Below are 13871 nucleotides of genomic sequence, written 5' to 3'. Positions count from 1 at the left end.
TAATGTTGACGCCCAACAAACATCAAATTTGAGTGCCCGGTTAGGTCTGAACTAATTATGCAAACTCAGGCAGCATTCTTCTTAAAATTCTCAGCCTGTTCAAAAATCTCTTTATAGACTTCATCACGGTCAACTGGCGGATAACCGAACTTAGCCAACAGCAGAATCAAATCCACTTTCAGCTCGGCTTTCACATCATCGCGTTGACTCCAGTCGGTGTACTTGGCTTTATCATCGACAACGACCTTCACCGCTTTGGCCAGCTCCAGTAATTTGTCATCCGGATAGCTGAAGTCATACTTCTTCATCAGGGTTTTGAGAATGTCATAGAAGGCTTTCTCTTCGAGACCAATGCCCATATCCTCAAACGAGTGAATCTCAATCTTCAGTTCTTCAAACAGCTTGATGATTTCATCTGAAAAATCTTCAAGGACGTTACTGACCAGGACATCTTCTTCCTTACGCTCGTTGTATTTCTCAACCAATGCCTGGAAGCGTTTACTGAACTCAATGGCTTGGGCGCGGTTGGTTTTCTGGAACTGCCCTATAGCTTTGGCCAGCAGCTGTTGTAACAGTTTAATCTTGGTATTTGGCAGCTTGATTTTCTCAATTTTGGCCAGGTAATCCTCATCGAAGATGTCGACTTCGCCACTGCCTTCACCCATCTTGAAGATTTCTTCTACACCGTCCGCTTTGACTGCTTCTTCAATCAGTTCACGGACCTTGGCATTCATCTGAGCGGTATCCGGTGCGTTACCTTTGGTGAGTTTGAATACGATGGAACGCACAGCAAAATAAAAGTGCGACTGGTCTCTCTCCTGCTGGGTTAGCTTCTCACTACCAGAGCATATGTCATAAGCCGCCTTCAAACGCTTCACAAGCCCCATAAAGCGCTTTTCCTGCTTATCGGTCAGCATAGCGAACTCAGCTGCCATATTTAAGCACTCAAGCTGTTTGAGTGATTCCCCAGTGTAATAAGGGCTGGCATCAAACTGATGGAATAGCTTATTGAGCAGATCCAGGTGATCTTTCACTGCAATCACCGAGGTTTCAATATCCTCAAAGTTTGTCTCATCCGTTTTGGAATAATGGGCCAAGGCTTTATTCAATTGACTCTTAATACCGATATAATCGACCACCAGGCCTTTTTCCTTGCCTTCGAACTTACGGTTAACGCGTGAGATGGTCTGAATCAGGTTGTGACGTTGGATGGGTTTGTCGATATAGATGGTATCGAGGAATGGGACATCAAAACCGGTCAGCCACATATCGACCACAATGGCGATCTTGAAGTTGGAGTGTGGATTTTTAAACTGGCGATCTAATTCTTTGCGATACTCTTTGGTGCCGAGTAAATCCCACAATTCTTTGGGATCATCTTTACCCCTGGTCAGCACCATTTTTACCCGTTCCGATGGCTTTATGTCCTTACGCTGCTGTTCGGTAAGCTCTGTAGTGCCGTCGCTTTCCTTTACCTCAAACCAGGCTGGCCGCAAGGCTTTCAGTTCTTTGTATAGGTCATAAGCAATCAGCCGTGAGCTACTGACAAACATCGCCTTACCCATCACCGTGCCGCCTTCCTCAAGGCGGTTCTCATAATGCTGAACAAAGTCTTCAGCCAGAGCCCGGATGCGATCTTTATCACCCAAGATGGAGTTCAGGCTCAGCATGGTGCGTTTGCTTTCCTCAATCTGGTACTCATTCGCGCCTTCTTCGGCAACGTCTTTGTAGTAATCCTCAATCTGTTGCAGCTTGGCACTATCCAAAGTGACTTTGGCTGCCCGGCCTTCATAGACAATCCGAACGGTGATTTCATCCTGTACCGATTCGGTCATGGTGTAGCTATCCACGACCTCACCGAACACATCCAGCGTGGCGTCGATAGGGGTACCGGTAAAGCCAACATAGGTCGCATTGGGCAGAGAGTCATGTAAATACTTGGCAAAACCGAATGTCCTTTTTACGCCATTCTCGGTCACCCGCACTTTCTGATCCAGATTGACCTGACTGCGGTGCGCCTCATCCGAAATACAAATCACATTATTCCGGTCAGTCAGTAACTCGGTATCTTCGGTGAACTTATGAATCGTAGTCAGGAACACGCCGCCGCTGGTCCGACCTTTTAACAACTCCCGTAACTGTGCCCGACTTTCGACACTGATCACGGTCTGGTCACCAATATAGCCTTTGGCATTGGTGAACTGCTTGGAAAGCTGGTCATCCAAGTCAGTACGGTCAGTAATCAACACAATGGTTGGGCTTTCAAAATCGACACTGCGCATCAACAGGCGTGTCAGAAACAACATGGTGTAGCTTTTGCCACAGCCAGTCGCACCAAAATAGGTGCCACCTTTACCATCACCTTCCGGTTTTCGATGTTCCAGAATGTTCTGATACAACTTGGTCGCGGCATAGAACTGGGGATAGCGGCAGACAATCTTTTCTTGCCGCTTCGACACATCCGGGAACAACACAAAATGACGGACGACATCCAATAATCGCCGCTGGTCAAACAAGCCCTCAAGCATTGTATGCAGGGCATTGATACCATCCTCGCCTATTGCCTCATTGCCCGTCACCTTGCGCCAGCTGTAGAAAAACTCATAAGGGGCAAATAACGAACCCAGTTTGGAATTCACCCCATCGGAAATCACACACAAAGCGTTGTATTTCATCAGCTCGGGAATATCGCGGGCATAACGGGTAGTGAGTTGCACGTAGGCATCGTGCAAAACCGCTTGTTCACGGATGGCACTCTTAAATTCAAACACCACCAGAGGCAAACCGTTGATATACAAAATGCCATCGGGGATGCGCTTTTCTGTGCCTTCAATTTCCAGCTGATTGACGATGCGATAACGATTGCTACTGTTATCGTAATCAATCAGCTGGATAAACAAATCCTTTTGCGTATGGTCATCACGTTTGAGCACGAAGCCATCGGCGACCAACTTATGGATGGCACGATTGGAGTCATACAAATCCGCAGAGCTGAAATTGATTAAACGCCGAATGATGGTTTCCAGTTCACCTTCGGTTAAACCATCACTGGCATAGCGTTCACGTAAGAAGTCTTCCAAATCCTCACGAATCATCACCTCAGACCGATCGCGATCAAGCGTTTCACCAGCCGTGTAGAGGTAGCCCTGCTGTTCAATCAACTCAATAATGGCTTGCTCTAATTTGGCTTCGGTGAATTGGCTCATACTGCTACAGCTACCTGTTTTTCAGCATCAGAGATAGTAAGTTCGCCTGAGAGAAGTTTGGGCAAGAGAACATCGCGAATACCAGTAAGCTGCTCATTGGAAAATAAATTGCCCCGTATCTTTTCGAATGAAGGCAATACAAGTTCTGAGAATTTGGTGCTGAGTTCTTGAGGCGGAGCAGCCACGTTGATAGTTCTAAAAGTATCTCTCGTAATTGTACTGAATACAGAGCCATGACTTCGTTGCTGTAAGCCGGCTACTTGATAACGCACAAGATAATATGTGAACTCGTCACCATAACCCTCACTTCCAACAATTGCGTAACAAGACTGGTTCATTGCCATTGGCACAGCTACCAAAGCACATTTACCAACAGTTCCTCTTGCACTGATAATTGTTGTACCAGGGCGAAGAATTTTTGTTGAAGAGTTCTTCACCCCTAAATCACTAACATGCTTCTCAGTATTGATAACGAATACATCTGATTCTGATGGCGCATCGACCACAGAAAACCAAGGAATCTCACCGTCCCAATATTCTTCGACCGATGTTTTGGGGGTGCCCCCACCAGTAAGTTCAATCAACTCATCAACAGATTTCGTAGCCCACCCCTCCGGCACCCAGCCCATTTCATCGGTGAAAACAAAACGGTCAGGAAAAAGCGATTGAATATCTGCGGGCAAAGGTTTGCGTTGTTCAACCAAGGCTTGACGAACAGCGGCACGTTTCTGCAGCGATTCGGGTATTTCATTACCCGCCGCCAGTGCATTATCGATCACCGGATCAAAATCCACAAACCAACTCTTAAATAATGCCTGCGCCATCGCCTCCAGCGTTTCGTTCATCTGTCGGTTGAGTTCGATTTTTTCGTCGAGTGCCGCCAAAATAGAAACAATTTTTTTCTGCTCAGTTAGACATGGAAAAGAAATTGAAACAGTTTCTAAATCTGAACCTCTAATGCCAGCTTGACCTGCACCTTGTTCAGTAATGCTCCATATTTCAGCTCTACCGATAGGACTATTGAAATAATAAAAGAGATATTCTGGACTAATAATATCTGGGTTAGGGCGCACTCGAATTATGTGAGATTCGAATAATACTGTCTCTTCATCACCAAGGAATATAGAACATTTACCAGCACCGGACAGTACTAATGACTGGCGAGCAAATAAGAGGTCACCTGGCTCTAGAGTTGATGACTCAAGCTCCTTATCTGTTGCTGGTACTCTGTCACAGGGGATATTTAGCATTCTCCCGTGAGCAAATATTTCCCCCATATTTACAAATTTATATCCCTTGCCTCTAACTCGCTTTGGTTTTGTCAGTCCATTCCTCGAGGGAATATCGTATAGATCAAAGAAAGGTTGGGTTAGCCACTCATTTCCCATAACCCAACCCCGCCAGATTTTCCTTAATCATTGCATCCAATTTTTCTGATTCAGCCATCTGCTGATAAAGCGCTTGAGTCAGCTCTGCCATTTTCTCTTCAAATGGCACGCCATCATCTTCAAGTGCTGCTGCACCAACATAGCGCCCCGGTGTCAGCACGTAATCATTGGCTTTAATCTCATCTAGCGTGGCAGATTTACAAAAACCTGCTTGGTCTTGATAAGTGCCATCTTTCGCTTCACCGCGCCATGCGTGATAAGTGCGAGTGATTTCAACTAAATCATCAGTGGTAAGCTCTTTATGAGTACGATCAGCCATCGTGCCCATATTACGTGCATCAATAAACAGGGTTTCACCTCGACGATTACGGAATGGTTCACGGGCATCACTAAAATGCTGTTCATCTTTATTTTTAGTGATGAACCATAAACACACAGGAATCTGCGTGGTATAAAACAACTGGCCTGGCAAGGCAATCATGCAGTCCACCAGATCGTTTTCGATTAGCTTTTGACGAATCTTACCTTCGCCACTGGTGTTAGTACTCATCGAACCATTGGCCAGTACAAAACCAGCGATACCATTTTCCGAGAGCTTGCTGACCATGTGTAATATCCACGCATAGTTAGCATTACCTGTTGGCGGCACGTCATAACCTGCCCAGCGTGGATCATCGACTAGTTCATCCTGTCCGCGCCAGCCTTTGAGGTTAAAGGGCGGGTTGGCCATGATGAAGTCAGCTTTTAAGTCAGGGTGCTGGTCTTTAAAGAAGGTATCTGCAGGCACATCACCAAAGTTGGCAGCAATACCACGAATGGCGAGGTTCATCTTGGCCAGCTTGTAAGTCGTGCTGGTTTGCTCTTGACCATAGATGGAGATGTCTTTTTTATTACCTTCGTGGCTTTCGATAAATTTGATCGACTGCACAAACATGCCGCCGGAACCACAGCAGGGGTCATAAATTTTGCCCCGGTAGGGTTCAATCATTTCAGCAATCAAGTTAACCACGCATTTTGGCGTGTAGAACTCTCCTCCTCGCTGGCCTTCTGAAGCCGCAAAATTGCCGAGGAAATATTCGTACACTCGACCGACCACATCTTCTTCACGGTCTGATGTGGTATCGATGTTGTTAATCGTGTCGATAAGCGAGGCGAGATTGCGTGGCTCCAACCCCTGACGCGAAAAGTAGTTATCCGGCAAAGCACCACGCAGGCTTTTATTACTCTTCTCGATAGTATGTAGTGCGGTATCGATACGAAGGGCTATATCTTCCTGCTTGGCTTCACGAACAATGGTTGACCAGCGTGATTCTTCCGGCAGGAAGAACACGTTCTTCATGGTGTAGAACTCGACCTTATCGACAAAGTCGGCCTGCCCTTCATCAATCAGTGCCTGGCGGCGTGCTTCAAATTTGTCACTGACGAATTTGAGGAAGATGAGACTGAGAACGATGTGTTTATATTCCGACGACGCCACCGTACCGCGCAGCTTGTCGGCACTTTCCCACAGGGTCTGTTCGAAACTTTTGTTATTTTTTGTTGCTTTGGTTTTGGCCATATTGGTGTGTAGTCTTTTAATTGTGTTGAAGCGATGTTTTATTTTCTTCGCTGGTCGCCAAATCGACGCCTTCTGCTGTTTTCCAGTCTTTCCAGCCATTGGAGGTGCGGTAAATCACACTACATGATGCCCCACTGGGGGATTGGAATAAATAATCCTTGGCAAATACCAAGGCATCAACATCATTCACCAGTACGCCGTTATCAATGAGTTTCTGACGGCGTGTTTTGATGCTTTGTGGTGTGGCTTTGGCTGTGGGCTTAATGGCACAGGTGGAGCCTTTGAGGACCGTAAAGCCTTCCGAACTTAAAATGCCCCGAGCATTGGCGCCTCTGGCCGTGCAGTAATAAATCGTGCTCTGGATTTCTTTGGTGTGGCTGGGTAATGGCTCCATGACCGGAAAGCCCATAGTGCTCATCAAAACGCGGATGGTTTCCAGTATTTCTTCACAGTCGGCTTCAAGTGGTGCCGGCGTGTGCGGCTTGGAACCGGAGTTGCCATTTTCAAGTTGGAAGCGGCCAGAAGCTTGTCCCAATTTAATCGACGCCCATTCCAAGTACTTGGCGTGCGTATCAGTAATGGTATTAGTGAGGGACACCGCGACAATGGCACGATGCCAGAAGTCTTTTTTCTGATGATGTTGTTGCAGTCTTTTACCGACATCACCGCTCTGGCCGATGTAGCAGGATATACTATCTTCGTTATCCACTTCGCTGAATAAGAAGTACAAGCCAACCTGGGTAGACTCGGTCATATTGAGAAATTCAGGCAGCAGCTTACGGGGAATATCGAAGACTCTAACCGTTCGCGTTGTTATTTCAGCGACACGTGTCCCCTGAGGATTACCGAAGGGAAGAAAGATTTGAATCGTTTGTGGTTTCGTCATCCTGACAACTCAAAGCTTATCAAGTTGAGTGATTGTAGCAGAGTGGGCTCGTTTGTGACTCTGAGCATCTGCCCCCTCAAAAACACATTTAACACAATTCGATCTCAATTATCTAAACAGACATTAATATTCCAGGTAGATGCGAAGTGGACTTTTCCTTCTAAAGTTAGGTTAATTAAGGTTTTCGCCGACCCAGGCGGAGATATTGGTCATTTGCTTTTAATAAAACTCACAATATATTGACATTAAGTATTGACATCAATATTTAATTCTGTATAATATCTCTCCATCACATCAAGCAATCAGTGTCTTATGTGATACTTCACCACCGAATAGGTGGTTCATAAAAAAAGAGACGTTTACTAACTTCGTCTTGCTATCTACCGCCGAATAGGCGGTTCATAAAAAAACAGACGTTTACTAACTTCGTCTTGTTGTCTACCGCCGAATAGGCGGAACGAGAGAGCCCGCTTTTCGCGGGCTTTTTCATTTCTGACGAGGGCCTAAATCAATGTTATTCATGCTTTTGAGAGCGTATGTGTGACATTAGATGCGGTGCATAAAAGAATCACAGCCTGATCAAAGCCAATGTTTCAAGTAGGCATGAATGATGAGAGTAACAAACGACAATATCGCCATCCTGGCAAACAAGATTTATGATGACATCCATTATCTGGTGCATGAAGACAGGCTAAGTTATGATGAAGTCATAGGCCATCTGCATGCCATGTTTGACAAGCCTATTTCAGCTGCGCCGTCATTTAAACAACTGCGACCACACATCAGGCGATTACTGAAAGCGGCTGCCAGTTACACCTCAATCGTTCATAACGCCAGACTTATCCATGACAGTAATGACAAAGATTATCTTGGATGGGTAGCAAAATCCGCTGTACGCATCGCTGGATATAGCTTTTATCACGCTGTCTACGCTGCCTCACAGAGCAAAAAACAGTACTCACGCTCATCCTGCTACCTGGCAAGAGCTATGGGTATTGCCAGCCTTGCAATGAAAGACGGCCTGGATCCGTTTTTTGTCACCATCACACTACCATCTCAATACCACGTATCCAGATTGAACTGGAACAAGATGACACCTGATGAATCAGCAAAGCTACTTACCGAACGCTGGGCTCAATTCAATGCCTGGTTGCGTAATAATAAAATTCGCATTGAATGGGTAAGGGGCATAGAAACGCATAGCGATGGCACACCACATATGCACATTACCTTGTTTACCGATGAGCAGGAGCGCGTAGAAGCGGCTCTGCAGCGTTTTTTCTTCTTTCCTGACTCCATGCAAGGCGCAGTTCATTTCGAGCCTTCACGTAACGTCAAGGCCTGCTTAAGATATATGGTAAAAACCTTCTGGGGGCTCCACAAATACCAGAATAAATCTGCAAGAATCATTGCAATGTGGTCTCAAAAGCTTAAAGCACGTCGCATCGCATTTGGATCCAGGATGCGGAAATTATTACCATTGAAGATTTGGGATCCTGCCCGAAGAGGGACTTGTGCCATTCAACACTCAAGCTATCCTGCAGTCTATAACTCACACACACTGACTGACGGTACAGACCAAGTTCGTATTGCTGGTCATGATTACTCCTCCCTTGAGGATGCCTATACTGACATCAATCAGGCTCTAAATCGGGCTGCTACTGAAGGGGACTATGCTTCTGCTCAACGCCTTTACCAGTCTGTTACTGCAACAACACGGCTCTCCCCTATTACGCAGAGACAAGGCCCATCTATCATGGCTTCACTGGGTAAAACGGAATTACGGACAATTAGTCAAGATGAGTATCTCAACCGGGATACACTTAAGTCGCTAATGGCAAAAACCTGGGATTTTGAAGACGTAAAATGGCTTCTCAGGAAGAAGCTCAGACCCCGGATGACAGCTGAAAGAATAAAGTCACTAAAATTTCTCAAAAAATTTGAGAATAGTCTTAAAGCACCATAGCAAAAATGCCTTAGAAATAGCCTTGATTTGCCTATTATCATCAAAGTCCGCGCACCAGTATGACCAATGGCTTTCAATGCATCAAAAGCCTTGCTTAGTGCATTCACTCTGCATGTTGTGTTTGACTGCTTGGTTAGACTCCGTCATCAAGTAGTAGCAATACTACTATTACTACTTAAATGCCCACATGCTCAAACACATTATCAGGACTTTCTTCAATTTCGACTACCTTACCTGAACTGTTTTTAAACCACCTACTTTCTCTTTTTTCGTCGAAATATCTGTGAGCGTTTTGCCAGGCAGGATCAATGCCAGAGCTTGGCGAGTACAAAAAGCCATACTTCGCCCCTGACATTGCCATCATCAAAACCAAATCCGCTACACACTGTTCATTAGTTATGTCTTCAGACTGCTTACCAAGGGCGTAGGTAGTGAAATCATCTTCAAGGATGGCAATGTCTGCTGTTTTAGCTAAATACCCTGTATTGACTCTGTATGGAGCCCGAATCGTTTTCATACGGTAAAATAGTGCAAATTCTCTTGAACGGAGTTTGTTGGCGACGATCAGCATCGGATTAATAGATTCTGATGGATGCGCTTCCGGGCCTTCTTCCAAAGCACCAACAGGCCAGTCCATTTTTTTCTCTACCTTTCTCGCCAGTTCATCTGTAAAAGTGAATTTGCTACCCGGTGAAAACGCTTGGGATAGATAGCTGTAGCTCATATCGAGTTCTTCGGACAGCTTTTTCAGATCACCTCTTTTAAGCCGAGCCCTGATATTTTTTTTTCTTGTTTGAGAATCCATAATTGATTTCCGAAGCTGAATTACTAATTATTAAACCTTATATATCATGATTAATCAAATGCATATTGACATTGATATTCAATATTGATATATTTAGAAAAAATTCAGGAGCGCTTCATATGAGCAGAAGAAAAAATGTTACCCAGGAAGATTTCGACCAATGCATTGCTGATCTCCAAAGTAAAAATAATATCCCAACAGTTTCCAGCATCGTCCGCCAGATTGGTGGTTCGTACACCACTATCGGAAACATGTTTTCAAAATGGCAAGAAGAGAATGATTTTTCTTTTACACAGCCAGGTCCTGACATTCCAGAAAGTGTAATCCGTGAATCGAATGAGTTACTTGTTAAGTGGTGGAATAAAATCCAGGAAGACGCATCAATCAGTATTCGCCAAATCCAGGAAACATCGGCAAAGCAGATCGCTCAAATTAAATCTGAGGCATCTCTCTTGGTAGAAGACTTGCAAAATATGGAGCGTCAAATCGAAGAGCTAACAACTTCTCATGAGACGGCTACCACTGCTCTGACAACACAACATCAACTTGAGGTTGACAATCTCAAGACCGAGCTTTCAGGTATGACTGAAAACCGTAATTACCTGAAAACAGCACTGGATGAGAAATCCAAAGAAGCAAAAAATTCGAACGACAGATACCACGCCCTGCAGAAAAAATACACTGATTTAGTTGATAAACTAGCCAACTTAAAACAAACATGATTGTAAAAATCCTGAAAGGGCTTTTACATATTGGACCTCATACACTTACCGCCTCTCATTGAGTTCAACGGTCACAGAGAAATTTCGGTGTGAATCATATTCACTTCAAACACTCACCCTCATGATAAGCTATTTGGCATTTTCAATATTTGGTTACGAAAATGCCAATCCCTCCAAAAGACCTCAAAACTTTGAGAAAAAAACTCGGCCTCACTCAACGTGAGGCCGCAGACACAGTACTTGTCACTCATAGGACATGGCAAAACTGGGAAGCCGAACCGGGCAGCACAAACCATCGCGTTATACCCGAATATGTTCTTGAGCTATTCTGTATAAAACAAAAAGTACCCTACAAAATAGTTGACAAAAAGACACACATTGTGTATATTTAAAATCAATGGCGGAATCAACCGCCATTATTTTTGGCAGGGAGAGCACACAATGAGTGCATATAATTCACATTTTACTGGTAATACAGAAATGGAAATGGCATGGGCAGCTGGCTTTGTAGACGGTGAAGGCTGTATCTGCATCGCCAGACAAACCTATAAAGACCGTCCGAATGTCAGCCACAGGCTGAAACTCACCGTCACACAGAACAACTATGAGGTGCTCAGTGAACTTCAAGGGATTATCGGTGAGCCCAGCTTTATTTCCATGTTGACTCGCACAGAAAAAATGAATCGAAATAGCTATGCACTCGTCTATGACAGCAAGCATGCTTTATCGGCCATCAGAAAGCTCAAACCCTTCCTTAGACGCAAACAGTTTGAAGCCGATGCGGCCGAGAAGATGTGGGAAGAAGGCATGATGGGAAAACGACCTGGCATGAAGGGATGGCCACCAGAGGTATATCAAACACGCGAAAAATGGGCCAGGAAAATCACACGATTAAAGTGATCTGCCCTCACCCTCTGCTCGGGTGAGCAGAGGGTGCTTTTCAAACATGGATGCCAGCAATGAATAAAAAATCACTTAAAGATGTCCTGAAAACGCAGACAGCGGTGCGTGATGATTTCGCCTATTTTTCTGATCAGACGGAAAAGTTGAAATCTCATTTGCCTGAAGCCGATAAGCAAGTGTTCGAACTTTTCAATCATAGTGAAGTAAAAGAGCTGCTTGACTTTACTCAGAGTGACAAACAAAAAGCCGTCTTGAGAGCCATGCTCAAGGAACCTTCAGTGAAGCGTGTGGCAATTATCAATGATGATGTCTTGCAAACATTAGACGGCTTGGAAGATCAGTTTCCCAATTTTTCAGAAGTTATCTCTTTATGTAAAACAAGCTTGCTTTTAAGCAGCCTCGAGCAGCCTGGCATTATTCAGCTACCTCCTATGCTACTAGCAGGCCCTCCAGGGCTTGGAAAAACGCTTTTTATGCATACACTGGCATCAAAGCTAGGTACGGACTTTTACTCTCTGGACATGTCCACAGCTTCAAGCGGCTTTGTTATCAATGGCGGCAATTGTTCATGGGCCGATAGCAAACCAGGCTTCATCTCTGACAGTCTGAGAAAAAGTAGATTTGCCAATCCCGTCATCATGCTGGATGAAGTAGACAAAGTAACAGGTAGCAGCCAGTTCGATCCTCTTGCCCCTTTTTATAGCTTACTTGAGGCTCATACCGCCAGGAGATTCGTGGATGAGTATATTGAAGTGCCAATGAACGCCAGTGCCGTCATGTGGGTTGCCACAGCCAATGAGCCTGAGCTAATCCCGGCGCCTATCCTCTCTAGAATGCATATCGTTGATATTCCACAGCCTACACGGAGTCAGGCCAGGAAAATTGCACAGTCCGTTTACACTGGCTTATTGAAAGCTAACCCTTGGGGTAAACATTTTGCTCCCTATTTAAACGAGCATGCTCTCGAAAAACTGGCAACCCTTCCGCCAAGACAGATGAAACATTGTTTGAAAGTAGCCATGGGGCAGTCAGTTCAACGTTCTGGTGGAAAATATAGACCCATCATCATTACGCATAAAGATATTCGGCCAGACATCAGAGATAGCAGTGAGCAGAGGGGTATGGGATTTCTTGCGAAAATTTAAATGCTGCACCCCAATAACGAAGCCATCATTTATGTCTGGCCAATAGAACTTGTACCGAGCGGGTTTAAAGCAGACTTGGTATTCGAGGTCTAAATGGAGGCCTGTCGTCAACAAAGTTGTCTTTGGGCATTGATATGGCGACTCTAACCCTCGCCCTTGATTTAGAAGGCATTTTTATCTCAAATGCGCTTAGTCCTTTTTCCTATCCTGGCTTGATGAGACTCCTGTGCCAATGCGAAGGTCTTTTTGGGCGTAATAATATTTGTATTTTTACAACCGTTGATGAAAAAAGGTTTAGAGAAATAGCAAAAAGATTAGTCTTAGATGGAAGAGCCCCAGAATGATTTTCAGCAGTCCGTTACATCGACTGGGTTGATGAGCACAAAGATTTACGCTTCGTCGATGACGACATCGACAATGTGATTATTTTGGATGACTATCCGCCCTACATTAAGCAGACTCAAAAACATCGACTCATTGATGTCAGCCTGTACCTGGAACCCTATACCCATGCGATGCCAGGTTTAGGTGATAAAGAGTTTGAGAGACTGATCGAGCAATTGAAGGCGTTTATTTCAGATTGACTAATCGACTGACTTATATGACTGAACTAATTCCCCTGATGTTGCTGAGAATAGTTTATCAGAGGCCGGCCTAACTGATCCGGATGTTAGTTAGGTGCCGATAGATTTTTTTGAACTCTGCATCATTCTGGAGCGGCTATTCCTCCCTACTCTCATCCTTATTAGTCATGACTCGAGAACCAATCAAAAAAATTTAAATTACCCCGTATATCCGATGTTTTCATAGTCAGGACTTCATTTCCGATAACTGTCTTAACGGTTATGGTATTAACCGTGTATGACAAAGGTATAGTCGTTTCATGAGCATACTGATCCTGTTGGCTCATATGCATGCGTATTTGGATACGGCTTGTATTTTTGACAAGTCAAAGCTTTCTATCGTTTAGTCAATTGATTTTATGATTACTATAGAATTTAAGTTTATATCTTTGAATCAAGAAAGTATGCTTCCTCATGCCTAAACATATTTATGTCAGTGAATACCGGGTACCGAAAATGGATTGCCCTTCTGAAGAGGGGATGATCCGCATGGCGTTAGATGGGATTGAGCCCAGCGTCGTGCTTGAATTTGACACACCTAATCGCAAAGTACGCATATTCCATGGAGATAATGCGACAACGATTGAGTCGCAGATGCAATCATTGGGGCTGGATGCCACGCTTAAAAAAACTGTGCCCGTGGCAGATAAGGATCTTGCCAGCGCATTA

At 44.6% G+C, this 13871-nt stretch carries 10 protein-coding genes and 1 pseudogene; 6 read left to right on the top strand and 5 right to left on the bottom strand.

From position 1 onward, the window contains the following. Positions 1-65 precede the first annotated feature (65 nt). Genes FH755_RS00055 through FH755_RS00040 form a run of 4 tightly spaced genes read right to left on the bottom strand, consistent with a single transcriptional unit; the run spans position 66 to position 7038 of the window. On the bottom strand, positions 66-3206 hold the full coding sequence (locus FH755_RS00055; RefSeq protein ID WP_292437453.1) for a type I restriction endonuclease subunit R: 3141 nt from the start codon (positions 3204-3206) through the stop codon (positions 66-68). Then, complete coding sequence (locus FH755_RS00050) at positions 3203-4594, bottom strand: restriction endonuclease subunit S (RefSeq protein WP_292437451.1); 1392 nt, start codon at positions 4592-4594, stop codon at positions 3203-3205. The genes FH755_RS00055 and FH755_RS00050 overlap by 4 nt, the downstream gene beginning before the upstream one ends. Beyond that, positions 4584-6152 carry a class I SAM-dependent DNA methyltransferase gene (locus FH755_RS00045; RefSeq protein WP_292437882.1) on the bottom strand — a complete coding sequence of 523 codons (1569 nt, stop codon included), beginning with the start codon at positions 6150-6152 and terminating at the stop codon, positions 4584-4586. The genes FH755_RS00050 and FH755_RS00045 overlap by 11 nt, the downstream gene beginning before the upstream one ends. 16 nt (positions 6153-6168) lie before the next feature. Next, entirely contained in the window at positions 6169-7038 is an 870-nt protein-coding gene (locus FH755_RS00040; protein WP_292437449.1) for a GIY-YIG nuclease family protein, read from the bottom strand. A 607-nt stretch (positions 7039-7645) separates the two neighbouring features. Here FH755_RS00040 and FH755_RS00035 point away from each other — a divergent pair. After that, positions 7646-9004 carry a replication endonuclease gene (locus tag FH755_RS00035; RefSeq protein ID WP_292437447.1) on the top strand — a complete coding sequence of 453 codons (1359 nt, stop codon included), beginning with the start codon at positions 7646-7648 and terminating at the stop codon, positions 9002-9004. Positions 9005-9179: 175 nt separating this feature from the next. Here the strand turns inward: FH755_RS00035 and FH755_RS00030 are convergent, their stop codons facing one another. Then, positions 9180-9809 (bottom strand): hypothetical protein, encoded by a 630-nt coding sequence (locus FH755_RS00030; protein WP_292437445.1) that lies wholly within the window; start codon positions 9807-9809, stop codon positions 9180-9182. A 119-nt stretch (positions 9810-9928) separates the two neighbouring features. Here FH755_RS00030 and FH755_RS00025 point away from each other — a divergent pair, with 119 nt between their 5' ends. From FH755_RS00025 to FH755_RS00005, 5 genes and pseudogenes are all read left to right on the top strand, one after another. Beyond that, a complete protein-coding gene (locus FH755_RS00025; protein ID WP_292437443.1) occupies positions 9929-10531 on the top strand; it encodes a DNA-binding protein in 603 nt (200 codons plus the stop codon). A 441-nt stretch (positions 10532-10972) separates the two neighbouring features. Next, the gene (locus FH755_RS00020) at positions 10973-11431 is read left to right on the top strand and encodes an LAGLIDADG family homing endonuclease (RefSeq protein ID WP_292437441.1); all 459 of its coding nucleotides are present in this window, start codon (positions 10973-10975) and stop codon (positions 11429-11431) included. Positions 11432-11490: 59 nt separating this feature from the next. After that, complete coding sequence (locus FH755_RS00015) at positions 11491-12579, top strand: AAA family ATPase (RefSeq protein WP_292437439.1); 1089 nt, start codon at positions 11491-11493, stop codon at positions 12577-12579. Positions 12580-12713: 134 nt separating this feature from the next. After that, a complete protein-coding gene (locus FH755_RS00010) occupies positions 12714-12923 on the top strand; it encodes a hypothetical protein (RefSeq protein ID WP_292437437.1) in 210 nt (69 codons plus the stop codon). A gap of 693 nt (positions 12924-13616) precedes the next feature. Beyond that, positions 13617-13871: pseudogene (locus FH755_RS00005) on the top strand (cation transporter); the annotation flags it as partial.

Origin of the sequence: Methylophaga sp. (genome assembly GCF_009711715.1) — a bacterium.
GTDB lineage: Bacteria > Pseudomonadota > Gammaproteobacteria > Nitrosococcales > Methylophagaceae > Methylophaga.
Note: the sequence above shows the minus strand (reverse complement) of the source record. Positions and strands in the feature narration are given on the sequence as shown.

Bases quoted from the DNA above. Each gene is read 5' to 3' on its own strand.
- FH755_RS00025 (WP_292437443.1), top strand. From the start codon at position 9,929: ATGAGCAGAAGAAAAAATGTTACCCAGGAAGATTTCGACCAATGCATT.
- FH755_RS00040 (WP_292437449.1), bottom strand. From the start codon at position 7,038: ATGACGAAACCACAAACGATTCAAATCTTTCTTCCCTTCGGTAATCCT.
- FH755_RS00010 (WP_292437437.1), top strand. From the start codon at position 12,714: ATGGCGACTCTAACCCTCGCCCTTGATTTAGAAGGCATTTTTATCTCA.
- FH755_RS00030 (WP_292437445.1), bottom strand. From the start codon at position 9,809: ATGGATTCTCAAACAAGAAAAAAAAATATCAGGGCTCGGCTTAAAAGA.
- FH755_RS00015 (WP_292437439.1), top strand. From the start codon at position 11,491: ATGAATAAAAAATCACTTAAAGATGTCCTGAAAACGCAGACAGCGGTG.
- FH755_RS00055 (WP_292437453.1), bottom strand. From the start codon at position 3,206: ATGAGCCAATTCACCGAAGCCAAATTAGAGCAAGCCATTATTGAGTTG.
- FH755_RS00045 (WP_292437882.1), bottom strand. From the start codon at position 6,152: ATGGCCAAAACCAAAGCAACAAAAAATAACAAAAGTTTCGAACAGACC.
- FH755_RS00035 (WP_292437447.1), top strand. From the start codon at position 7,646: ATGATGAGAGTAACAAACGACAATATCGCCATCCTGGCAAACAAGATT.
- FH755_RS00020 (WP_292437441.1), top strand. From the start codon at position 10,973: ATGAGTGCATATAATTCACATTTTACTGGTAATACAGAAATGGAAATG.
- FH755_RS00050 (WP_292437451.1), bottom strand. From the start codon at position 4,594: ATGGGAAATGAGTGGCTAACCCAACCTTTCTTTGATCTATACGATATT.